This window comes from Cellulomonas sp. GTC20042, from assembly GCF_055389595.1.
Genome location: NZ_AP043678.1, coordinates 3,505,269 through 3,528,202, shown reverse-complemented (window position 1 = coordinate 3,528,202; position 22,934 = coordinate 3,505,269). Strand labels below are relative to the sequence as shown.

General features: G+C 74.6%; 20 protein-coding genes and 1 tRNA gene. 12 read left to right on the top strand and 9 right to left on the bottom strand.

Annotated features, from left to right (window positions below; all coding sequences use genetic code 11):
- Positions 1–10 precede the first annotated feature (10 nt).
- Positions 11–1,450 carry a cysteine--tRNA ligase gene (cysS, locus tag ACZ5HG_RS16335; protein WP_464178231.1) on the top strand — a complete coding sequence of 480 codons (1,440 nt, stop codon included), beginning with the start codon at positions 11–13 and terminating at the stop codon, positions 1,448–1,450.
- Positions 1,450–2,421: a 23S rRNA (guanosine(2251)-2'-O)-methyltransferase RlmB gene (gene rlmB, locus ACZ5HG_RS16330; protein ID WP_464178228.1), complete on the top strand. Its 972-nt coding sequence runs from the start codon at positions 1,450–1,452 to the stop codon at positions 2,419–2,421. Before cysS ends, rlmB begins: the two co-directional genes overlap by 1 nt.
- Before the next feature lie 170 nt (positions 2,422–2,591).
- On the opposite strand, the gene ACZ5HG_RS16325 is transcribed toward rlmB, so the two are convergent.
- From ACZ5HG_RS16325 to ACZ5HG_RS16300, 6 genes are all read right to left on the bottom strand, one after another.
- Positions 2,592–3,854: a DUF4032 domain-containing protein gene (locus tag ACZ5HG_RS16325; RefSeq protein ID WP_464178226.1), complete on the bottom strand. Its 1,263-nt coding sequence runs from the start codon at positions 3,852–3,854 to the stop codon at positions 2,592–2,594.
- An 84-nt stretch (positions 3,855–3,938) separates the two neighbouring features.
- A complete protein-coding gene (locus ACZ5HG_RS16320; protein ID WP_464178224.1) occupies positions 3,939–5,063 on the bottom strand; it encodes an ABC transporter ATP-binding protein in 1,125 nt (374 codons plus the stop codon).
- A gap of 160 nt (positions 5,064–5,223) precedes the next feature.
- Positions 5,224–6,735: an outer membrane protein assembly factor BamB family protein gene (locus tag ACZ5HG_RS16315; RefSeq protein ID WP_464178221.1), complete on the bottom strand. Its 1,512-nt coding sequence runs from the start codon at positions 6,733–6,735 to the stop codon at positions 5,224–5,226.
- A gap of 51 nt (positions 6,736–6,786) precedes the next feature.
- A complete protein-coding gene (locus ACZ5HG_RS16310) occupies positions 6,787–8,337 on the bottom strand; it encodes an outer membrane protein assembly factor BamB family protein (RefSeq protein ID WP_464178219.1) in 1,551 nt (516 codons plus the stop codon).
- 42 nt (positions 8,338–8,379) lie between these two features.
- Positions 8,380–9,174 (bottom strand): trehalose-phosphatase, encoded by a 795-nt coding sequence (gene otsB / locus ACZ5HG_RS16305; protein WP_464178217.1) that lies wholly within the window; start codon positions 9,172–9,174, stop codon positions 8,380–8,382.
- Positions 9,167–10,600, bottom strand: a complete 1,434-nt coding sequence (locus ACZ5HG_RS16300; protein WP_464178215.1) for an alpha,alpha-trehalose-phosphate synthase (UDP-forming) — start codon at positions 10,598–10,600, stop codon at positions 9,167–9,169. The genes otsB and ACZ5HG_RS16300 overlap by 8 nt, the downstream gene beginning before the upstream one ends.
- 151 nt (positions 10,601–10,751) lie before the next feature.
- Here ACZ5HG_RS16300 and ACZ5HG_RS16295 point away from each other — a divergent pair, with 151 nt between their 5' ends.
- The 6 genes from ACZ5HG_RS16295 (at position 10,752) to ACZ5HG_RS16270 (ending at position 16,378) form a co-directional block, all read left to right on the top strand.
- Positions 10,752–12,641 (top strand): serine/threonine-protein kinase, encoded by a 1,890-nt coding sequence (locus ACZ5HG_RS16295; protein ID WP_464178212.1) that lies wholly within the window; start codon positions 10,752–10,754, stop codon positions 12,639–12,641.
- A 65-nt stretch (positions 12,642–12,706) separates the two neighbouring features.
- The gene (locus ACZ5HG_RS16290; RefSeq protein WP_464178210.1) at positions 12,707–13,267 is read left to right on the top strand and encodes a hypothetical protein; all 561 of its coding nucleotides are present in this window, start codon (positions 12,707–12,709) and stop codon (positions 13,265–13,267) included.
- Positions 13,268–13,303: 36 nt separating this feature from the next.
- Positions 13,304–14,152 (top strand): DsbA family protein, encoded by an 849-nt coding sequence (locus tag ACZ5HG_RS16285; RefSeq protein ID WP_464178208.1) that lies wholly within the window; start codon positions 13,304–13,306, stop codon positions 14,150–14,152.
- 89 nt (positions 14,153–14,241) lie between these two features.
- Positions 14,242–15,525 (top strand): MFS transporter, encoded by a 1,284-nt coding sequence (locus tag ACZ5HG_RS16280; protein ID WP_464178206.1) that lies wholly within the window; start codon positions 14,242–14,244, stop codon positions 15,523–15,525.
- Between the two features lie 55 nt (positions 15,526–15,580).
- A tRNA-Thr gene (locus ACZ5HG_RS16275) sits at positions 15,581–15,654 on the top strand.
- 559 nt (positions 15,655–16,213) lie between these two features.
- A complete protein-coding gene (locus ACZ5HG_RS16270; RefSeq protein ID WP_464178205.1) occupies positions 16,214–16,378 on the top strand; it encodes a hypothetical protein in 165 nt (54 codons plus the stop codon).
- A gap of 374 nt (positions 16,379–16,752) precedes the next feature.
- Here the strand turns inward: ACZ5HG_RS16270 and ACZ5HG_RS16265 are convergent, their stop codons facing one another.
- From ACZ5HG_RS16265 to ACZ5HG_RS16255, 3 genes are all read right to left on the bottom strand, one after another.
- Positions 16,753–17,727, bottom strand: a complete 975-nt coding sequence (locus ACZ5HG_RS16265) for a methyl-accepting chemotaxis protein (protein WP_464178203.1) — start codon at positions 17,725–17,727, stop codon at positions 16,753–16,755.
- Positions 17,724–18,263: a PAS domain S-box protein gene (locus ACZ5HG_RS16260; RefSeq protein ID WP_464178201.1), complete on the bottom strand. Its 540-nt coding sequence runs from the start codon at positions 18,261–18,263 to the stop codon at positions 17,724–17,726. Before ACZ5HG_RS16260 ends, ACZ5HG_RS16265 begins: the two co-directional genes overlap by 4 nt.
- Positions 18,264–18,386: 123 nt before the next feature.
- Positions 18,387–19,058: a response regulator transcription factor gene (locus ACZ5HG_RS16255; protein WP_464178199.1), complete on the bottom strand. Its 672-nt coding sequence runs from the start codon at positions 19,056–19,058 to the stop codon at positions 18,387–18,389.
- A 75-nt stretch (positions 19,059–19,133) separates the two neighbouring features.
- Between ACZ5HG_RS16255 and ACZ5HG_RS16250 the strand changes: the two genes are divergently transcribed.
- From ACZ5HG_RS16250 to ACZ5HG_RS16235, 4 genes are all read left to right on the top strand, one after another.
- Positions 19,134–20,324, top strand: coding sequence for a sensor histidine kinase (locus ACZ5HG_RS16250; RefSeq protein ID WP_464178196.1), 1,191 nt, complete (start codon positions 19,134–19,136; stop codon positions 20,322–20,324).
- 285 nt (positions 20,325–20,609) lie between these two features.
- Complete coding sequence (locus tag ACZ5HG_RS16245) at positions 20,610–21,065, top strand: hypothetical protein (protein WP_464178193.1); 456 nt, start codon at positions 20,610–20,612, stop codon at positions 21,063–21,065.
- A 20-nt stretch (positions 21,066–21,085) separates the two neighbouring features.
- Positions 21,086–21,784, top strand: coding sequence for a signal peptidase I (locus ACZ5HG_RS16240; protein WP_464182192.1), 699 nt, complete (start codon positions 21,086–21,088; stop codon positions 21,782–21,784).
- Complete coding sequence (locus ACZ5HG_RS16235; RefSeq protein WP_464178191.1) at positions 21,781–22,899, top strand: hypothetical protein; 1,119 nt, start codon at positions 21,781–21,783, stop codon at positions 22,897–22,899. The genes ACZ5HG_RS16240 and ACZ5HG_RS16235 overlap by 4 nt, the downstream gene beginning before the upstream one ends.
- Positions 22,900–22,934: the final 35 nt, after the last annotated feature.

Here is a 22,934-nt window from a genome sequence, read left to right as displayed (position 1 = left end):
CTTGCTCCTTGTGAGCCTGCGCCTGTTCGACACCGCCACCCGCGAGGTGCGTGACTTCGTCCCTGTGGTCCCGGGCAAGGTCGGCATCTACCTGTGCGGCGCCACCGTGCAGGCACCCCCGCACATCGGTCACGTGCGCTCGGTGCTGGCCTTCGACGTGCTGGTCCGCTGGCTGCGCCGCACCGGTCTCGACGTGACGATGGTCCGCAACGTCACGGACATCGACGACAAGATCCTGGCGCGCTCCGCCGAGGCCGGCGTGCCCTGGTGGGCGTGGGCGATGCAGAACGAGCGCGCGTTCACCGCCGCCTTCGACGCCCTCGGCGTGCTGCCGCCGACCTACGAGCCGCGCGCCACCGGTCACGTGCCCGCGATGGTCGCGCTGATGGAGCGCCTGGTCGAGGCCGGTCATGCCTACCGGGCCGGCGAGGGCGACGTGTACTTCGACGTGCGCTCCTACGCCGAGTACGGCTCGCTGACCAGCCAGCGGATCGACGACATGGTCCCGGCCCCCGACGGCGGACCCGGCGACAAGAAGGACCCGCACGACTTCGCGCTGTGGAAGGCCGCCAAGCCCGGCGAGCCGGAGACCGCCTCCTGGGACACCCCCTTCGGGCGCGGGCGACCCGGCTGGCACCTGGAGTGCTCCGCGATGGCGCACCGCTACCTGGGCGACACCTTCGACATCCACGGCGGCGGCCTGGACCTGCGGTTCCCGCACCACGAGAACGAGCAGGCGCAGTCCCGTGCGGCCGGCTACGGCTTCGCCCGGTACTGGCTGCACAACGGCTGGGTCACCCAGTCCGGCGCCAAGATGAGCAAGTCGCTGGGCAACGGTCTGCTGGTCAGCACGATCCTGGAGACCGTGCGCCCCGCCGTGCTGCGGTACGCGCTGACCGCCGTGCAGTACCGCTCGATGCTGGAGTGGACGCCGGACACGCTCGCGGAGTCCGAGGCCACCTGGGACCGGATGGCCGGCTTCGTCGGCCGGGCCACCGAGCGCGTCGGCGCCGTCGCGGAGACCGAGATCGCCGCGGCCGACCTGCCCGAGGGCTTCGCCTCCGCCCTGGACGACGACCTCAACGTGCCCGCGGCGCTCGCCGTGGTGCACGAGCACCTGCGCGCGGGCAACACCGCCCTGGCCGCCGGGGACGACGCCGGGGTGCGGGCCGCGCTGGTCGCGGTGCGCGCCATGCTCGACGTGCTGGGCCTCGACCCGGCCGGCGCGCAGTGGGGCACCACCGTCGGCGACGACGACCGCTACCGTGGCGCGCTCGACTCCCTGGTGCGCGCCGAGCTCGACGCCCGGGCGGCCGCCCGTGCCGCCCACGACTGGGCCACCGCCGACGCGATCCGGGACCGGCTGTCCGCCGCCGGCATCGCCGTCGAGGACTCCACCACCGGCGCGCGCTGGTCGCTCGCCGCCCGTACCGATCCTGAGGACCACTGATGGCAGGCAACTCCCAGCGCCGCGGGGCCACCCGCAAGGCCGGCTCCAAGAAGGGCGCCACCGTCGGCTCCGGCGGCCAGCGTCGTCGCGGGCTCGAGGGCAAGGGCCCCACCCCCAAGGCCGAGGACCGGCAGTACCACACCGCCGCCAAGCGCAAGGCTGCCGCCGAGCGCCGTGCGTCCGGCAGCCGACCCACCCGCCCGTCGGGCCCGCGCAACCGCTCCGGCGGGACCACCGAGGTCGTGGCCGGGCGCAACTCCGTGCTGGAGGCGCTGCGCGCCGGCATCCCGGTGTCCTCGGTGTACATCGCGACCCGGCTGGAGGCCGACGACCGCACCCGCGAGATCCTGCGGATCGCCGCCGACGCGGGCTTCCCGCTGCTCGAGGTCACCAAGCCCGAGCTCGACCGGATGACCGACGGCTCGGTGCACCAGGGCGTCGCGATCCAGGTGCCGCCCTACGAGTACGGCGACGTCGAGGACCTGCTGGACATCGCCGCCGCCAGCGACCGTGCGCCGCTGATCGTGGCGCTGGACGGCGTCACCGACCCGCGCAACCTCGGGGCCGTGCTGCGCTCCGCGGGCGCGTTCGGCGCGCACGGCGTGCTGGTGCCGGAGCGGCGTGCCGCCGGGGTCACCGCCTCGGCGTGGAAGGTGTCCGCCGGCGCCGCCGCGCGTGTGCCCGTCGCCCGTGCCACCAACCTGGTGCGCGCCCTGGAGCGGCTGCACGAGGCCGGCTGCTACGTCGTGGGCCTGGACGGCGGCGGCGAGGTCTCCGTGGCCGATCTGCCCTACTCCACCGACCCGCTGGTGCTGGTGGTCGGCTCCGAGGGCAAGGGCCTGTCCCGCCTGGTGCGCGAGCACTGCGACGCCATCGCGTCCATCCCGATCGCCAGCGCGGTCGAGAGCCTGAACGCGGGTGTCGCTGCCGGCATCGCCCTCTACGAGGTCGCCCGCCAGCGCGAGGCCTGATCCCCCGGGCCTCCGGGCCCGACCCGATCCGATCCACGAGGTCGGTGGTTCCGCGCTCACGCCGGCGTGTCGTCCAGGCGTGTCGCGCACGAACCACCGACCTCGTCGGGTGTGCGGGGCAGGCAGGTGCGGGCAGGGTGCTGGGCTCGCGGGGCCTGCGGCCCGGAGGGTCAGCCGATGAGGGGGTCGGCGTCCTCGCGGAGGTCGCCCTCGGAGACGCCGAGGATGGCCGCCTCGTCGGGGCGGTTCGGCAGGATGTCGCGCACGTAGGACGCGGCGGCCTCCGCCATCGGCACGTCGCGGCCCTGCTGCTCGGACAGGAACCAGCGGTGGTCCAGCAGCTCGTGGTAGACCTGCGCGGGCTCCAGCTTGTGCCGCAGGTTGCGGGGCACCGAGCGCACGGCGGGCTCGAAGACGTCGGTCAGCCAGTCGTGGGCGACGAAGGTCTCGTCGTCGTTCTGCCGGTCGGTGGCCGCGCGGAAGCCGTCCAGGTCGTTGAGCAGCCGGCGCGCCTGGTTCTCCTGCACGTCCAGGCCGGTCAGCCGCATCAGCCGGCGCGAGTGGTGGCCGGCGTCGACCACCTTCGGCTGGATCCGCACGGTGGTGCCGTCGATGTCGGTGGTGATGTCCAGCTCGCCGACGTCGAAGCCGAGATCGTTCAGCCGCTCGATCCGCGCCTGCACCCGCCAGCGCTCGTTCAGCACGAAGGACTCGGCATCGGTCAGGGTGGTCCACAGCTCCTGGTAGCGCTCGACCAGCATCTCGCCGATCGCCACCGCGTCGACGTCCTCCTCGAGGAACTCGCCGGCCTGCAGGTCCATCAGCTCGCCGATGATGTTGACCCGCGCGACCTCGAGGTCGTACGCGCGCTGGCCGTCGGTGAGCCGGTCGTGCAGATCACCGGTCTCGGCGTCCACCAGGTACGCGGCGAAGGTCTCGGCGTCGCGACGGAACAGGGTGTTCGACAGCGAGACGTCACCCCAGTAGAAGCCCGCGAGGTGCAGGCGCACCATCAGCACGGCCAGCGCGTCGATCAGGCGGGTGGCGGTGTCCGGGCGCAGCGACTGGCTGAACAGCGCGCGGTACGGCAGCGAGAAGCGCAGGTGCTGGGTGATCAGCACGGCCTCCAGCGGCTCGCCCTCGGGGGAGGTGCGACCGGTGATCACGCCCACCGGCTCCACGCTCGGCACGTCGAGCCGGCTGAGCTGACGCAGCAGCTCGTACTCGCGGTACGCGACCGTCTCGCCGATCTCCTTGATCGCGATCACCCGGCCGGACAGCCGGGCGAAGCGCACGGTGTGCCGGGAGATGCCGCGGGGCAGCGCCGCGAGCTGGTCCGCGGGCCAGTCCTCCAGCGGGATGTGCCAGGGCAGGTCCAGCAGGGCGGGATCCGGCGCGGCCGCGGTGATCTGCAGGCTCGTGCGAGGGGTCATGGGGCCGATTCTCCCAGAGAACGCCGACGGGGCGGGACCGGCGGGATGCCGGCCCCGCCCCGAGCGGTGGTGCGGGTGCGGTCGTCAGACGGCGATGCGCTCGCCGTTGCCCGCGTGGAACAGGTGCTGCTCGCCCTGGCGGATCGTGACCCAGATGGTCTCGCCCTTGGCCGGGACCTTGCGCGGGTCGACGCGCACGATCACCTGCGAGTCACCGGCGCCGGAGCGCACGTCCTCGGCACCGGCGGCGCCGACCAGCGAGCCGTAGACGAAGGCGTCCGAGCCGAGCTCCTCGACGATGTTCACCACGACCGGGATCGAGTCCGGGGTGCCCTGCGACACGACGTCCAGCGCCTCCGGGCGGAACCCGACGGTGATGGAGGAGTTGTCGTCCGCGTTGAGCGCGTCCACCGCGGCGCGCGGCACGGCGATGCCGGCGGAGCCGATCTTCGCGATGCCGCCCTCGAGCGAGAACGTGCCGATGTTCATGGCCGGGGAGCCGATGAAGCCGGCGACGAAGACGTTGGCCGGGGTGTCGTACATGTCGCGCGGGGTGCCGACCTGCTGGAGCAGACCGTCCTTGAGCACGGCGATGCGGTCACCCATGGTGAGCGCCTCGGTCTGGTCGTGGGTGACGTAGACCGTGGTGACGCCCAGGCGGCGCTGCAGCGACGCGATCTGGGTGCGGGTCTGGACGCGGAGCTTGGCGTCGAGGTTGGACAGCGGCTCGTCCATGAGGAACACGCGGGGCTGGCGCACGATCGCGCGGCCCATGGCCACACGCTGACGCTGGCCACCGGACAGGGCCTTGGGCTTGCGGTCCAGGTACTGGGTGAGGTCGAGGATCTGGGCGGCCTCCTCCACGCGGGTGCGGATCTCGGCCTTGGGGGTGCCGGCGATCTTCAGCGCGAAGCCCATGTTGTCCGCCACGGTCATGTGCGGGTACAGGGCGTAGTTCTGGAACACCATCGCGATGTCCCGGTCCTTGGGCTGGACGTCGGTGACGTCACGGTCGCCGATCAGGATCCGGCCGGCGTTGACGTCCTCGAGGCCCGCGAGCATGCGCAGGGAGGTCGACTTGCCGCAGCCCGAGGGGCCGACGAGGACGAGGAACTCGCCGTCCTCGATGTGCAGGTCCAGGGCGTCCACCGCGGGGCGCTCGGTCCCCGGGTAGACCCGGGTGGCCTTGTCATAGGTGACAGTTGCCATGATCAATCCCTTCACCGGCAGGTACGTGCCGGACGATCCGTCGTGAAAGGTGTCAGAGTGTCTTCGCTGACACGGCTCGAGGGAGGTCGTACGACCCCCCTCGGTCCACCGGCCATCCTGCCACAGATCGCCCTGCCGCAGGCCGGGACCGTCGGCGCTCTCAGTCGAGGACGACCAGGCCGCCGTCCTCGGTGAAGCCGATCAGGTCGCCGCCGAACGACCACACCGCCTGGAGCCCGTCGGGCAGCGGGGCGGACCACAGCGTCGCGCCGTCGGACAGCCGCAGCGCGGTCAGCAGGTACCGGTTCTCGACGGTGCCGTTCTTCCCGTCGGCCGGGCCCCAGGTGGTGACCAGCAGGTTCTCGCCGTCGGTGACCGCCTGGGCGCCGGACGCCGTCAGCGCCTCGGCGGACCACAGCTCGCGGCCGGTGGTCGCGTCCACCGCCCACGCCGAGCGGGTGGTGGTGCCGTACAGCACGTCGTCCAGGAGGATCATCCCGGCGTCCTGCCAGCCGGTGCGCTCCAGGGTCCAGGCGGTGCGGCCGGTGCGCGGGTCGACGGCGGTGAGCGTGCGGGCCGTGCTCTGGCTCTGCGAGACCAGGATCTCCAGGTCGGGGACGCTGCCGTCGTCCACCGCCAGCCCGGCCGGCGCGGCGGCCTCGGAGAGCAGCACCGTCCCGTCCAGGTCGAACATCTGCGTGGCGGAGGAGGACTCGACGATCAGGCCGGTGCGGCTGATGCCCAGCCCGATCGCCCCGGTCATCTCGACCGTGCCGTCGGACGGGTCGATCACCCACGTGACCGGGATGGAGTCCACGACCAGGTGACCCCGGTCGACGCGCACGGAGGGTGCGCGCAGCGCGAGGTCCGACAGGCTCCAGCCGCCGCCGTCCACCGGGAGCGTGCCGGTCCACCGCTGCGCGCCGGTGAGCGCGTCGCTCGCGGTGACCGTGAGCGTGCCGGCGTCCTCGGCCAGCGAGGCCAGGTAGAGCACGCCGTCCTCGGCGGTCCCGCCGGTCAGCGGCGGCAGGTCCTCGGTGCCGAGCACCGCACCGGTCTGCGCGTCCAGCGTCACCAGGCTCGCCGCGGTGGGTGGTTCGAGCGTCCAGTAGCCGTCCTCCTGCTCGACGCTCTTCTGCTCGAGCACGATGCAGAGCACCCGCGTGGCCGGGTCGTCGTCACCGCTGCAGGACGGGACGCCCGCTCCGGTCGACGTCCCGGTGCCCACGAACTCGTGCGTCCAGGTGACCGCGCCGTCCACGTCCACGGCCCGGAGCAGGGAGTCGGACTCGCTGCCCGGCTCGGCGAAGCCGATGCGACCGCTCGCCGTGCGGACGTCGGCGTACTGGAGCCACAGCAGTCCGCGGTCGTCCTCCGTGCGCGGCACCAGGTCGGCGTCCACCGACCGCGCGATCACGCCCTCCACCCCGCGTCGCCGGTCGACCTCGTCCCGCAGCCGCGCGTCCTGCACCACCTGCACGGCGACCAGCGCCAGCACCAGGGCCAGCGGGACCGGCCACCAGCGGCGCAGCAGCCGCAGCGCGCGGGCCCGTCGGCGCCGCACGGTCACGTCCCCGTCCGGCTCGGGTCCCCGGGGGCCGGGGGGATCGAGGGTCAGGTCACCGCCGTCGACGATCTCGACGTCCCGCATCGCGTCCCGCTCCGCCCCCATGGCGGCAACCTAGACGACCCTGCGGCGCTCGCGGGGCCGCTTCGGCGGGGATCACTCCAGGGCGACGGTCGACGAGCTGCCGTCCGCGGCGTACCCGAGCAGCACGCCGCCGTACATGCTCACGGCGGTGACCCCGTCCGGCAGCGGGATCTCCCGGGCGCGGGCGCCGTCCGACAGCCGGTGCGCCGTCAGCCGGGCGCCGTCGCCGGAGTCCGACGGCTGCCGGATCGTGCCGTCGACCACCATCGGCTCGGCCTGCCACTCGGCGGTGTACAGGAAGCGTCCGTCGGTGAGCAGCGTGCCGTCGAGGCCCTGCCGGCGCTCGCCGGTCCACCGCCGGTCGCCGGTGGCCAGGTCGATCGCCCAGACCTCGCCCGTGCCCGCGGCGTAGACCGTGCCGTCCAGCACGATCACCGCGTAGCCGTCCCAGCCGTCGAGCTCGGCGGACCAGGCGGTGTCGCCGCTGCTCGCGTCCACGGCGACGAGGGTCGGGGCGTCGGAGCCCGAGTCGCGCACCAGCAGCTCCAGGTGGTCGACGCTGCGGTCGTCGACCTGCGGGGTCAGCACCGAGGTCGCGTCCCCGGTGAGCGGGGTGCCGTCCTCGGCCCGACGCAGGTCGAGCCCGGTCTGGATCAGCAGCCCGCTGCGCCCGACCGTCAGCCCGGACTCGGAGACCGCCGCGAGCGCGCCGTCGTCCAGGCGGAACGCCCAGGTGGGCTGGTAGACGCCGACCAGCAGGTAGTCGCCCTGCACGACGGGCCACAGGCTGGTGCCCTCGTCGGTCCCGAGCGGCACGCTGCCGTCCAGCTCGAGGCTCGCGCCCCACCGGATCGACCCGGTGGCGATGTCGCGGGCCTCGACGGTGAGCACCTCGTCGGTGGCGGACGCGACGTACACCCGGTCGCCGTGCACGGTGGTGGTGGCACCGACGGGCACGGTGCGCCGGTCCAGCACCTCGCCGGTGGCGGCGTCCAGCAGGACCAGGCGGGAGAGCACCACCGTGCCCTGCGACCAGGAGGACTCCGTCGTGACGGGTGCACCGCGCTCGTCGACCTGGCACAGCAGCAGCGCCTCCGCCCCGTCCAGCGAGCAGACCGGCGTCGAGGCGCCGCCCTCGGTGGTGCGCGGGGGGACGTCCTCGACGGAGGTCTGCCAGACCGTCTCCCCGTCGCGGGTGGCGGTCACCGTGCGCTCCACGTCGATCTCCGCGGGCTGCACGGTGAGGGTCAGGTCGCCGGCGTGCATCGCCGTCAGGTCGGCCCAGAAGGACATGTCGTCGTCGATCTCGCGCGCCTGGAGCCGGTCGCCGATCCCGGTCAGCACGCCGTCCACCTGCTGCCGCCGCTCCACGGCCGCGTCCTCGCGCCGGTCCTGCACCACCTGCACGGCGACCAGCGCCAGCACCAGCACCAGCGGCACCGGCCACCAGCGGCGCAGCAGCCGCAGCACCCGGGCGGCCTGCCGCCGTACGGCCTGCCGGCGCGCACGGGCCGCCTCGGCCTGCTGCGCGTCGTCGCCGGGGTCGCCCAGGTCGAGGACGTCGAGGTCGTCGTCCCCCTCGACGATCTCGACGTCCTGCATGGCGTCGCGGCCGGCCCTCATGCGCGCAACCTCACCACACCGGGGCGGCGTGGCGGGAGGGTTTCAGCGATCCGTCGCCGGTCCGAGGTCGGCGGCGAGCACGCGCAGGAGGTCGGCGAGGTCCTGCGGCTCGGGCAGCCGGTGCGCGGCCAGGGTCTCGCCCTCGCCCACCTTGATCGCGACGTCGTCCGGCCCGAGCACCCCGAAGGCGTGCTCGTCGGTCACGTCGTCGCCGGCGAAGACCACCGCACCGGCCCCGGTCTCGGCGCGCAGCGCGGCCAGGGCGGCGCCCTTGTCGGCGTCCAGCACCGAGGCCTCCACCACCTTCTTGCCGTGCAGCACCGTCGAGGCGAGCCGCTCGGCGACCGCCATCGCCTCGGTCTCCGCCACGGTGGCCACCGCGTCCTCCGCCAGCCGGGTGTGCACCACGGCGGCGGCGGGCTTGGTCTCCACCCAGACGCCGTCCCGCCCGCGCGCGACCGCCTGCAGCTCGCGGCCCAGCGCCTCCAGCCGGCCTGCCTGGTCGGCGGTCAGGTGCACCTCGTCCCGGTCCAGGCCGTGCGGGGTGACGTGAGCGCGCTCCGCGCCGTGGCTGCCGATCAGGGCGGTGCCCGGCGGCACCTGAGCGAGCCGGTGCAGGTCGGCGACCGCCCGGCCGGACACCAGCGCGAGCCGCACCCGGTCCGGCCGCGCCGCCAGGTCGCGCAGCGCGGTCACCGCGTCCGGCAGCAGCCGGGACGCCTGCGGGTCGTCCTGCAGGGGCGCGAGCGTGCCGTCGAAGTCGAAGGCGAGCAGCACCGGGGCGCGGTCGGCGTCGTGCAGCAGGTCGAGCAGCGCCGTGGTCAGGGCCTCAGACATGGTGCTCCCGCACCGGCACGGCGGTCAGCACGGACAGGAAGGAGTCCGACCAGTGCGCCACGTCGTTCTCCAGCACGCGGCGTCGCAGCCGGCGCATCCGCTTGCGGCCCTCGCGGGGGTCGATGTGCGCGGCGTGCAGGATCGCGTGCTTCAGCCCGACGATGTCGTGCGGGTTGACCAGGATCGCGGCCCCGCCGAGCTCGTCGGCCGCACCGGTGAACTCGCTGAGCACCAGGGCGCCGCCGTCGTCGGACCGTGCCGCGATGTACTCCTTGGCCACCAGGTTCATCCCGTCGCGCAGGGCGGTGACCAGCATGACGTCGGCGGCCAGGTACATCGCCGCCATCTCCTCCATCGGGTAGGAGTGGTGCAGGTAGTGCACGGCCGCGTGCCCGAGCTCGCCGTACTCGCCGTTGATCCGGCCGACCAGCACCTCCACGTCGTCCCGGAGCTGCTGGTACGCGCCGACGTTCTCCCGGCTGGGCGAGGCGACCTGCACCAGCGTCGCGTCCGGCACGGTCAGACGGCCGTCCTCCAGCAGCTCCCCGAACGCCTTGATCCGGTGCCGGATGCCCTTGGTGTAGTCCAGGCGGTCCACGCCGAGCAGCAGCACCTTCGGGTCGCCGAGCTCGTGCCGGATCTCCCGGGCGCGCGCCTGCACCGCGGGGGTGCGGGCCAGCGCGTCGAAGGCCTTGGAGTCGATCGAGATCGGGAACGCCGCGGCGCGCACGTGCCGCTCCACCCGCCCGTCCTCGCCGGTCAGCGTGATCATCTGGCCCCGGGTGGTCAGCTCGGTCAGCCGCCGGACGATCCGCACGAAGTTCGCCGCGTCGCCGCCGCGCTGGAAGCCGATCAGGTCCGCGCCGAGCAGCCCGTCCACCACCTGCCGCCGCCACGGCAGCTGGGCGAAGATCTCCAGCGGCGGGAACGGGATGTGGTGGAAGTAGCCGATCCGCACGTCCGGGCGCAGCTCGCGCAGGAAGCGCGGGACCAGCTGCAGCTGGTAGTCGTGCACCCAGACCGTCGCGCCCGGCGCGGCCTGGTCGGCGGCGGCCTGCGCGAACCGGCGGTTCACCCGCTGGTAGGCGTCCCACCACTGCCGGTGGAACGTCGGCGGCTGGATCACGTCGTGGTACAGCGGCCAGAGGGTGTCGTTGGAGAAGCCCTCGTAGTAGTAGGTCAGGTCGTCCTCGGTGAGGCTCACCGGCACCAGGCGCATGTCGTCGGCGTCGAAGGGCTCGAGGTCCAGGTCGGCAGAGCCGCCCCAGCCCACCCATGCGCCGTCGGACTGCTGCACCACCGGTTCCAGGGCGGTCACCAGACCGCCGGGGGAGCGGGTCCAGCTCGGGTTCCCGTCGTCGTCCAGCGTCACGTCCACCGGGAGGCGGTTCGCGACGACGACCAGGTCATAACCATCAGATGCCACGGATCGATCAGCTCCTTGGTGTCGACCTGACCTTAACGTGACCTGGTGCAGGCCGCCCGGCGGGGAGCGCACTGGCGGTCGGGCGCGGCCGGTGGGCCTCGGCCGCGTGCCGGTCGTGGGTGCGGGGGCGCCCGGCGGCTACCGTGCCGACATGGAGCGCATCGGGCTGTCGCCGGGCGCCGAGATCGGCGGGTACACCATCCTCGCGCCGCTCGGCACCGGTGGCATGGGCACGGTCTACCGGGCCGTCGACGGCGGCGGCACAGCCGTCGCGCTCAAGCTGCTGCACCCGCACATCGGCGCCGACCCGGTCTCCCGCGAGCGGCTGCGGCGCGAGGTGCTGGCCCTCCAGCGGCTGCGGCACCCGGGGGTCGCCGCGGTGCTCGACGCCGAGGCCGACTCCACCGAGGCCTTCCTGGTCACCGAGCTCGTGCCCGGGCAGGACCTCGCCGCGCACGTGCGCGACCGCGGGCCGCTGGACGCCGCCGCGCTGCACCGGCTGGCCGACGGGCTGCGGGACGCGCTCGCGGCCGTGCACGCCGCGGGGGTGGTGCACCGCGACCTCAAGCCGTCCAACGTGCTGCTCGGCACCGACGGGCCGGTGCTGATCGACTTCGGGATCGCGCAGGCCGTCGACGAGACCCGCGTGACCTCCACCGGCTTCGTGGTCGGCACCCCCGGCTACCTGGCCCCCGAGCTGGTGGACGGCGCCGAGCCGACCACCGGCACCGACTGGTGGGGCTGGGCGGCGCTGCTCGCCTACGCCGCCACCGGGCGCGCACCCTTCGGCACCCGTCCGCTGGAGGCCGTGCTGCTGCGCACCCGCTCCGGCGAGGCCGACCTGGCCGGGCTCGGCCCGGTCACCGCGGGCGCGCTGTGGGACGCCCTGGCCCCCGACCCCGAGGACCGCCCTGAGCCGGAGCAGGTGGTGGCCGCCCTCGCGGAGGCCGTCCGGGTCGGCGAGCGCTACGAGGAGCCGGTCGAGGGCACCGAGGTGCTGCCCGCCGGTGCGGCGAGCGTCGCCGGGGCCACCGCCGCCACCGTCGCGCTGGCCGGTGGCGCCGCGGCCGCGACCCCCGCGGGGACCACCGTCGCGCTCGGGCCGCTCGCAGGGCCGGCCGGGGAGACCGGGCCGGCCGGTGCGACCGAGGTGCTGCCCGCCGGCGCCGCGTCGACCGTCGCCTTCGCGCCGCCGGCGAGCCCGGCCCCGCCGAGCGTGCCGCCGCCCCCGCCGGTCGCCCCCACCTGGACCGCCGGCACCGCCGTGCTGCCGCAGGACGGCCAGACCCGGGCGTTCGCCCCCGGGGCGGCGCCGGCCGACGCCCCGCCGACGGTCCCGCCGGGCACGCCCTGGGGTGGACCCGTGGACGGCACCGCCTGGGACGAGGACGCCGAGGCCGGCGAGGACCACTGGCCCGGGCTGCCCGACCCCGCCCGGCGGCGGGGGAGCGTGCTCGCGCTCGCGCTGCTGCTGGTGGCCGGTGCCGCCCTGCGTCCCGGGGTCGCGCTGCTCGCGCTGGTCCCGCTGCTGCTGGTGGTCCGCACGGTCGGCTCGGCCGCCGAGTCGCTGGGCCGACGGCGCGAGCGGGCGGGTGCGCGGCGCACCGACGGCCTGCGCACCGTCGCCTCGGCGCCCTGGCACCTGGTCAAGTCGCTGGTGACGCTGCTGCCCTCGCTGCTGGTCGCGGCGAGCCTGGTGGTGATCGTGCTCGGGGTCGGCTGGTGGCTGGTCGGCACCGGCACCCTGAGCGGTGGGCCGTGGCGGTCCGGCGCCGACGGCCCGGAGCCCGCCGCTGCCAGCCTGCTCGTGGCCGTCGCGACGGTCGTCGGCGCGCTCGCGCTGTGGTGGGGGCCGGGGGCGGGCACCACCCGCACCGGTGCGCGCTGGGTGCTCGCCGGGGTCGCGCCGGGACGGGGCGGGGGCGTGACCGTGGTGGTGCTGGCGCTGGTCGGTGCCGCGGTGCTCACCGTCCTGCTGCTGGACGGGCAGCCGATCGACTGGTCGCCGTTCAGCGCCCCCGCGCTGCCCACCGGCTCCTGACCTCCTCCCGGACCGGGGGCCAGGATCACGGACAGCGCCCAGGCCGACCCCGTACCCTGACCCCGATGACCTGGATCGCCCGCGCCCGCACGCCCCGGACCGGCCTCGCCGTTCGCGGTGCTGTCGGCGCGCTGGGAGCCCGTCCGGGTGCGCCCGCCGTCCTGGTGGCGATCTCCTCCGCGCTCGTGCTGCTGATGGGCACCTGGCTCGGCGTCGCGCGGGTGGTCGTCCACCAGTGCCTGCGGCTCGACGGCCCGATCGGCGTGCTCGGTCTGCGGATGCAGCTGCTGCAGGACGTCGCCGACTGCCCCGACGGCACGCTCGCCCTGGTGCCCGGCGCCCCGCAGGGCATGGTGCTCGCGTTCAGCCTCGCGCTGCCGGTGCTGGCCGGGTGGACCGCCCTCGGAGCCGTCGGCGCGACGCTGACCACGCTGGTGGTCCGGGCGGCGCGCACGGCGCTGCGGGTGCTGCGCTCCGTCGTCCGGCACCTGCCGGCCCCGCCGGCGCCGCGACCGGTCGCCGGTGCCGGCTCCTCGCTCGTCCCCGTGCGGTGGGAGCGCGTGGCGCTGCCCGCCGTGCTCGGCCCCCGCCACCCCCGCAGAGGACCGCCGCTCGCGCTCGCCTGAGCCGATCGACCCCCTCTGACGAGAAAGCAGGACCCCATGCCCAGCAACGACCCCCGGCCGAGCAAGGCCGCGCGGCGCGACCAGGCCCGCGAGCAGGCGCGCCAGCTCCGCGAGCAGCAGCAGAAGCGCGAGAAGCGCAACCGCATCGTGGCGATCAGCGGCCTGGTCGCCGCCGTCGTCGTCCTCGCGCTGGTCGTCGTGACGATCGTGCGCCAGCAGGCCGTCGCCATCGCGTACTCCGGCAGCGACGTCGACACCATCGCCCTGGCCGACGTCACCGCGCCGTCCACCGCCGAGAGCAACGGCGCGATCCCGGTCGGCGCCGACGGTGCCGCCGGTGAGCCCGCCGCCGACGGCGACGTGGTCGTCTCGGTGTACTTCGACTACATGTGCCCGTACTGCGGCCTGTTCGAGCAGGCCAACGACTCCGAGCTCGAGAAGCTCCGCGAGGAGGGCGGCGTCACCGTCGAGTACCACATGATCTCCTTCCTCGACGCGCAGTCCGCCGGCGGTGAGTACTCCACCCGCGCCGCCAACGCGGCCGCCGTGGTGGCCGACAAGGCCCCCGAGCAGTTCTCCGCCTTCCACTCCGCGCTGTTCGCCAACCAGCCGGAGGAGGGCACCAAGGGTCTGGACGACGACGAGATCGCCCAGCTCGCGACCGACGCGGGCGTCCCGCAGGACGTGGTGGACCAGTTCACCGCCACCGCGCCGGACCAGAGCTGGCGCTCCTTCGCCCCGTGGATCGCGGCGAACACCAACCAGGCCGGCATCGACCTGGAGAAGATCAGCACCCCGACCGTGCTGATCGACGGCACCAAGTTCGCCGGCGACCTCTACACCGCCGGGCCGCTCACGGAGGCCGTCGAGGCCGCCAAGGGCTGAGCACCCGCAGGTCACGAGGGCCGCGCTCCGCACCTGCGGGGCGCGGCCCTCGTGCGTCTGCGCCGTGCACGCGGTCGTAGACTCCGCCGGTGCCGTCCGTGCTCGTCGACCTCACCCCCCTGCGGGTCAGCCCGCAGTTCCGGCACCTGTGGTGGGGCCTGTCGGTCGCCAACCTCGGTGCGCAGCTGACCGTCGTCGCGGTGGGCCTCCAGGTCTACGAGATGACCGGGTCCACCTTCTCGGTCGGCGTGGTCGGCCTGTGCGCGCTGGTGCCGCTGATCGTCTTCGGCCTGTACGGCGGGGCGATCGTGGACCACGCGGACCGGCGGACCGTCGCGCTGATCGCCTCCGGGGTGAGCTGGCTCGCCACCGTCGGGCTGGCCACCCAGGGCTGGCTCGGCAACGGGCACGTCGGCGTGCTCTACGCCCTGGTCGCCGTGCAGTCCGGGGCCAACGCCGTCAACAGCCCGGCCCGGTCCGCGATCATCCCGCGGCTGCTCGAGCCCCGGCTGATGCCCGCCGCCAACGCCCTGCAGACCGTCGGCTGGAACGTCGCCCTCACCCTCGGCCCGCTGCTCGGCGCCGGGCTGGTGGCCGCCGCCGACTACGGCCTCGTCTACACGCTGGACGCCGTGCTGTTCACCGCGGCCTTCGCCGCCCTGCTGCGGCTGCCGCCGATCCCGCCCGAGCCGTCCAGCACCCGCCGCGCCCGGGTCGGCCTGGCCTCCGTGCTCGACGGCCTGCGCTACCTCGGCACCCAGCCCACCGTGCGGATGACCTTCCTGGTCGACCTGGTCGCGATGATCTGCGCGTCCCCGCGCGTGCTGTTCCCCGCCGTCGGCCTGGTCTACCTGGGCGGCGGGGAGACCACCACCGGCGTGATGACCGCGGCCGTCGCCGCGGGGGCCATGCTCGCCGGGGTGTTCTCCGGCGGTCTGGCACGGGTGCGCTGGCAGGGCCGGATCATCGTCGTCGCGATCGTGTGCTGGGGGCTGTCGATCGCCGCGTTCGGCGCCGTGCTGGTCGCCGCGGGGCGCAGCCGGCCCGATCACGTGCTGTGGCTCGCCCTGGCACTCGCCGCCGTCACCCTCGCCGCCGCCGGGGCCGCCGACGCCGTCAGCGCGGTGTTCCGTCAGACGATCCTGCAGACCGCCACCCCGGACGACATGCGCGGACGCCTGCAGGGCGTGTTCATCGTGGTCGTCGCCGGCGGGCCGCGTCTCGGCGAGCTGCTGCTCGGCGCCGTCTCCGGGCACCTCGGCGAGGGCGGGGCTGCGCTGGTCGGCGGGCTCGCCTGCGTGATCATCCTGCTGGTGCTCGTGCGGGCGCAGCGCGGGTTCTGGTCCTACGACGCGCACGACCCCCGGCCCTGAGGTCGGTAGTCTGGGCCGCGCGCCCGCGAGGGTGCACGCGCCCGTGAGGGCGCACGCCTCCTTAGCTCAGCTGGCCAGAGCAGCTGTCTTGTAAACAGCAGGTCGTCGGTTCGAATCCGACAGGGGGCTCCGCAGACCGGACGCCACGATCCGCGAGACGCCCGTGGGGGCCGGACGTGTCCGACCCCCACGAGTTCGTTCAGCGCGGCGAGCAGGCCACGGCGAGTGCGGCGATGGTCGCCAGGTCAACGACCAGACGCCACCACCATCCCCATCGTGGACGCGCGCATGGTGTCGGTGTCGCCACGTCCACCACCTCCCGTCACCTCGGGGCGACGGTTCCCGACCAGCCGTTGAGCCGTCCGGGGCGAGCGCGTACCATCAGAGGCGAGAGGCCATCTGCGCGTACGCGCTGCCCGTCGCCGAACGTGACGACACAGGACCCGCCCTTCCTACGGGGCGGGTTTTCTGTTGCCGGGTCATGGCCCGGTAGTCGCCGCCCACCTGAGGTGGGCTCCGCCAGCGTACTGAGCCGTGGCGGCGTTCCCGGGCTGAAGACGTCATCGCCGCACGGGCCCCGACGGGATCGCGTCACCCGAACGCTCAAGTGCACCGCTCATCGCCCGAAAGGACTCCCAAGCGCCCGCGCCGGCCGGCGGGGCGAGGACCGAGACCGACAGGAGCGACCATGCCCACAGCATTCGCCGGCGCCGCCGGCCTCACGCGTGCGACCGTCGAGCACGCCCCGACCTGCGAGCGCCCGGGGTGGCGCATCGACACCAGCCCGCGCCGGTTCGGCGTCGTGGTGGCGCGCTGCACGAGCTGCGGGGCGGTGGAGTGGCGTCTGCGCTGAGCGCGCGCGGCGCGTGCCCGAGGGGCGCGCGCGAGGAAGGCTGGATCGGGCCGTGGCCGTGGGGCCGCGGCCCGTCGTGCTGTCCGGGGCGCGGCGCTGCGGGGTCCTGGCACGCTCGCCGGTCCCTGGCACGCTCGCAGGTTCCGGGCATGAAGAAGCCCTCGACCGCGCAGGGGGCAGGCGATCGAGGGCGATGCCTACTGTATACCTACCACCCGGTCTGGGGAAATCAGTCACCCGTTCGGATGCCAACCAACCCCCTGACCTGCGCGTGCACCCGCGATCCCGCCGGCACCCCGCGCCGAGAGTGCACGAACGCGGGCTTCGTGGGCCGTGAAGCCTGCATCCGTGCAATTTCGGCGCCCCGCGCGGGGTCAGCCCGCGCGGAGGGCCGCCAGGACGCGGGTGGACTCGACGCGGAGCAGCTCGGCCATCTGCGCGAGCCCCGGGCCGGCGACCGCACCCGCCTCGCGGGCCTGCGTGTCGAAGCGGGCGCCGTCGACGGCCTGCGCGATGGCGCCGACCATGTCGTCCATCGACGCCATGGTGCCGCGCAGCCCCTCCATGGACCGGGTCATCCCGCCGACGGCGGCGTGCAGGGCGTCCACCTCGGCGGTGATCTGCTCGGTGGACGAGCCCGTGGAGTCGGCGAGCGAGCGCACCTCGGAGGCGACGACGGCGAAGCCGCGACCGGCCTCGCCGGCCCGGGCGGCCTCGATGGTGGCGTTGAGGGCGAGCAGCCGGGTCTGCGCGGCGATCTTGCTGATCAGCCCGACCACGTCGCCGATCTGGCTGGAGGTGCGCTCGAGCTGGTCGGCGTGCCCGAGGGTGCCGTCGGCCTCGCCCATCGCGACGTGCGCGGCGGCGCCGAGGGAGTCGGCGGAGGCGGCGAGCTCCACGGCGGCGGCGGCGAGCTGCTCGGACATCGCGAGCACGGTCGACTCGAAGCCCTCGGCCATCGCGGCGCGCTCGGCGGCGGCCTCGTCCAGGGCGCGCTGCCCCGCGGCGAGCTGCTGGCGGGCGGCGTCGGTGGTCCGGGCGGCCCGGCGGAACGACCCGGTGAACCCGGCGAGCAGGAACTCACGGTAGAACCGGCCCTCGGAGGCGGCGGTGAGCGAGGCGCCGGCCTCGCGGGTGAAGGCGTCGGTGCGGTCCAGCGCGAGGTTGAGCGCGGAGCGCACGGCGACCAGGTCGGGGCAGCCCAGCGCCTCGGGCACCAGGCGCACCCGCTGCTCCAGGTCCCCGTCGGCGGCGGCCTCGCAGACCCGCCGCAGCTCGGCGACCATCGCGCGGTGCGCCGCCAGCTCCTCGGCCGAGGCCGCGTCGGCGCCGCCGCGGCGGCCGATCATGCCGCCACCCCCGCGAGCGACCAGACGTAGGCGTCGTAGTCCAGGCCGGCGGCGGCCAGCTCGGCCTCCAGCAGCGCGGTCGAGGCGGCGAGCGCGTCGGCGGGCCGGGGGTGGCGCTGCTCCTCGGCGACCAGCCGGCGGTACAGCGGCTGCACGCGGTCCAGCGCGGCGCGCGAGGGCACGCGCCGGTTGGAGTGGTAGCCGACCCGGGTGCCCGCACGGTCGGTGGACGGGGTGACGTGCGCGTAGACCCAGTAGTGCGCGCCGTCCTGCGCCAGGTTCACCACGTAGGCGAACATCTCGCGCCCGTCCTGGAGCGTGGACCACAGCCGGTCGAAGATGCACCGCGGCATGTCCGGGTGCCGGATCAGGTTGTGCGGCTTGCCGATCACGTCGGTCTCGTCGAACGCGGAGACGCGCAGGAACACGTCGTTCGCGTACGTGATGTGGCCGCGCAGGTCCGTCTTGGTGACGATGATCTCGTCCCCGCCGAAGCTGCGCTCGATGCCGGATGGCGCCACCCGTGCCTGTCTCATGCGTCCCCCTGGTGCGTGCCGACAGCGACGACCGCCGTCGCCCGTCACCCCTGTGATCGGGAGTACGCACCGGTATCGGAGAGAAATCCGCGCCAGATCCTCGGCGAGCGGGTGAAAACCGGCTCAGGAGGCGCGGCCGGTCTCCTCCAGCAGGCGCAGCGCGGCGGTGACCCGGGGGTTGCGGGTGGGGTCGGCGTCGATGCCGAGGCTGCCGTAGATGCCGTTGATGTGGTTCTGCACGGACTTCTCGGTGATCTTCAGCGCCTCGCCGATGCCCGCGTTGGACAGCCCCTGGGCCAGCAGGCGCAGCACGGCGTACTGCCGGTCGGTCAGCCGGGAGACGGCGGACCCGGCGCGCGGGGCCATCCGGTCGAGCAGCACGGGGTCGAGGGTGGTGCGCCCGGCGGCGGCGGCGCGGATCGCGGTGAGCAGGGTGTCCGTGCTGGTGGAGGAGGTCTTGGACAGGTAGCTCCACCCGGAGGCGACGTCCGGCGGCAGGTCGAGCAGCAGGTCCATCGCGTCGTGCGCGGAGAGCAGCAGGATGCCGAGGCGCGGCTGCGTGCGGCGCACGGTCACGCCGAGCGCGATGCCGTTGCCGTCGGGCAGGTCGATGTCGAGCACGGCGACGTCGACGGCGCCGGGCCGCAGCGCGGCGGTGGCCTCCTTGACGCTGCCGACGGACGCGACGACGCGCACGTCGGGCGCGGCGCCGAGGGTCAGCTCGAGCATCGACCGGAAGAGTGGCTGGTCCTCGACGACGGCGATACGGATGGGACCGGGTGCGGATTCGGACATCGCGGACAGTATCGTCATGGACGGCCCACGATCGTGGGAAGGGCGCGCGCGACGCGCGGGACACGGTGGTGGCAGATGCTCAGGGCGGCGGCGCAGGACCTGGTGGCGGTCCGGGCTGATCGTCGCGCCCTGCTGCTCGCCGCCGGCATGCTGATGACCGCCTTCGCGATCGGTGCGGCGGTGCAGACGGCCTGGGTGTACAGCCACGGCATCCCGGGGGCGGCGACGGTGCCGGTCGAGCTGCGGATCCTGGCGAACCTGGGTGCGGTGGCGGCGATGCTGCTGATCCTCGCGATGGCGGGGGTCTCGCTGCCCGGGCGCGGGCCGGTCGCGACGGTGGCCGCCGTGCTCGCCGCCGGGGCGGTGGCGTCGCTGGTGCGCTTCGGGCTCCAGGTGTGGCTCGGTGTCTACCCGGAGCCGACGCGGTCCGTCGTGGTGGCCGAGCTGGGCAGCGGTGCGGTGGTCGCCTGGGTGTCCGCGGCGCTCGGCCTGAGCACGATGCTGTCCCGGCGCCGGCTGCGCGTGGAGACCGCGACCGCGGCGCAGGGCGCGATGCAGATCGAGCTGGCCCTGCAGGCGCTGCAGCACGAGGAGGTGCGGGTGCGGCGCGAGGTCGCCGAGGGCCTGCACGGCAGCGTGCAGCAGCGGCTGGTGCTGGTGGTGGCGCGGCTGGACCGGCTGCTCGACCGGCTGGGCGACGGCGAGGTGACCGAGGACGACCTGGTGCTGCTGCGCGAGGTGCGCGAGCAGATCGAGACGGTCCGGGAGGCCGACGTCCGCGCGACCAGCCGCATGCTCTACCCGGAGCAGCTCGAGGTGGGCATGGTCCCGGCGATCCGTGCGCTGCTGAACCGGATCCCGACCTCGGTGAACACCCGGCTCGGGGTGTCCGACGAGGTGCGCCCGCTGGACGACCCGGCCGACCCGCGCCTGACCCGCTCGGAGCGGCTGCTCGCGGTGCGGGTGGTCGAGGAGGCGGTGTCGAACGCGCTGCGGCACGGCAAGGCGCAGGTGGTCGACGTGCGGCTGTCCGTGGTCGAGGACGCGATCGAGGTGATGGTGGCCGACGACGGGCGCGGCTTCGGCGACGCCCCGGGCCCCGCCTCGGGCACCGCACGGCTCGCCGACCGGCTGCGGCTGGCCGGGGGAGAGCTGCGCATCACGTCGGTGCCGGACGACGGCACGCACGTCGTCGCGCGGGTGCCCGTCGAGGCGCTGCGACCGGGGGTCGGATCCGCCGGGGAAGCGGTGTCCACCGGTCGCTGAGCGGGAGTCCGCCATGTGGTCCGTTCGGGGGAGGACGCTTCCGACATGTCGGAAATGCCGCCCGATTTGCCCGCATTTTCCGCGTGGCGGACGGGTGAAAGATCGTCACCCGGGCGACCCGCTGGGTGCTGGCACCCACCCCTGGCCGTCAGGTCGCCGACCGGCCGCCCTACTGTGCCCACGCCTGCTCGGCAAGCGCCCTCCGCGCCGCGACGCGGGCGGTACGACGCGTCCGGCTCAGCGCGCGTGCCCCGTCGAGAGCCCCGTCCCCCGAGGAGTTCCGCCATGTCCCGTCACGCCACCGCCGACGCCCCCGCCCCCCGTCGGAGCGCCCGCCGCAAGGTCGTCGCGATCACCGTCGTCGGTCTCGGCATCGCCGGGCTCGGCCTGGCGTCCGCCGCGCAGCTCAACCTGACCTCCGGCGCGCTCGGTGCCGGCACCCGCGTGGTCGCCTCCTGCGACTCCGACGGCGTCGGCGTCGCGTTCTCCAACGCCTTCGACACCACCGCCAAGGGCTACGGCGTCACCGAGGTCAAGCTGACCGGCATCGACGCCGCCTGCGCCAACCAGGCCGTGAAGATCACGCTGCTCGACGGCGACCCGACCGCCACCACCGCCGCGGCGAAGCTCGTCGAGGTCAACGGCACCGTCGGCACCACCGGCGGCACCCTCACCATCCCGGTGAGCACCTCGGTCAAGGCGGCCGACGTCAAGGGCGTCGCGGTCGTCATCTCCAACTGATCTGATCCGCGAGGACCCTCATCCGCGCGCCTCGCCTGATCGGCCGCCGCAGCGCCGCGGCGGCCGACGGGTCCGGGACGGCCGGTGCGAGCAGCGAGGCTGCGTCGCCCCGGCCGTCCGGCACGCCCGCACGCGGGCGTCGTGCGCGGGCCAGGTCCGCCGCGGGCTGGGTCCTCACCGCCGCGGTGGTCGGCGTGCTGGTCTGGTTCGGCTGGCCCACCACCCTCGGCGGCTGCACCACCCTGACGATCGTCTCCGGTCACTCCATGGAGCCGACGTACCACACCGGTGACCTGGTGGTCTCCCGCTGCGGCGAGCCGCAGGTGGGCGACGTCGTGGTCTACACCCCGCCCGGCATGGAGGAGGGGCGGATCATCCACCGGGTGATCGCCGGCTCTGCCACCGACGGCTGGGTGATCCAGGGCGACAACAACGACTTCCTCGACCCGTGGCGGCCCGGCCCCGCCGACGTGGTCGGCATCGCCCGGCTGCACGTGCCCGGTCTCGGCAAGGTCGCCGCGATCCTGCTGGACCCGTGGGCCTGGGTGTCGATCATCGTGGTCGCCGCCGGGGTGCTGCTCTGGCCCACCCGCACCGAGCGGCCGACGACCGGCGCCGACGCGGGCCCTGACGCCGGCTCGGCCGAGCCCGCCGCCGAGCCGGAGCCCGCCGACGGCCCGGTCGCCGAGTCCGTCGAGCCCGCCGAGGTCGCGCGATGACCGCCCGACGCGCCCGCGCCGCCCGTCACGTGCGCCGCCACCCGCGCCGCACCGGGGTCACCGTGCTGGTGGCCGCCCTGGTGATGGTCGTGCTCGCCGGGCTCGGCCCCGCCAGCGCCGCGCGCCTCGCGATCACCTCAGCCCCGCTGACCACCGCCAGCGCGGCCCCCTGCACCGCGGGCACGATCGCCGCGCGGGCGGGCACGGTCACCAACGGGTCGAGCACCCAGGTGGTGCTGTCGGCCGTCCCCGCGGCCTGCCAGGGGCGTCCCGTGGTGGTGCGCGTGTACGCCGCCGACGGCACCCCGCTCGCCACCAGCGACACCTCCGCCACCCTCACCGCCACGGACACCACCACGGTCACCGTGCCCGCCTTCGCCGCCGCGAACGCCGCCGGGGTGGCCGTCACCGTGAGCACCTGGGCGCTGGGCACCGTCTGGTCCGGCACGCAGAACCTCCCCACCGGCCCGGTCACCCCCGGCCCCGGCACCTCCTTCGACCAGACCACCTGGACCCAGGTGTCGACCTCCGGCACCCAGGCCTGCGTCACCGTGCAGGTCTCCGGCACCGCCGGCACGGTGTGGCGGGTCGACCTGCACACCGACCAGCGCCCGTTCAACGGCGTCACCACCGGCTCCGGCTTCCAGGTGCACAGCCCCTGGTGGGGCCAGAAGCTCACCGCCGACCCGGTGAACGGCGTGCTGTCGATCGGCGGCGGCCCGGGTCGCGAGGCGCTGACCGCCGGCGAGACGATCACCGTCACGGTCTGCAACTACAACCTGCCCGCCCCGGTCTACGACGCGTCGCTGACCTACCGGCAGTCCACCGCGGCCCCGTACGGCAACGAGGGCTACACCTGCATGGAGACCACGGTCGGCGTCACCGGCACCCCGCAGTTCTACGCGGGCTGGAAGGCCGAGGTCGACGTGCAGCCGCTGGTGGACTTCCTGGCCGCCCGGGGGCGCACCGCCAACGCCGCGAACGCCACCACGCAGGGCAACCGGGTGCTGACGTACCTCGGCGGCACCCGGGTCCGGGTCGCGCCGAGCGCCTGGGACACCTCCGGCGTGCGCGACGACACCACCCAGTCGTTCCTGGTCTGCCTCCAGCCCTGACGGCGCCGGCGGCCCGTAGCGGCCCGCGCCCGACC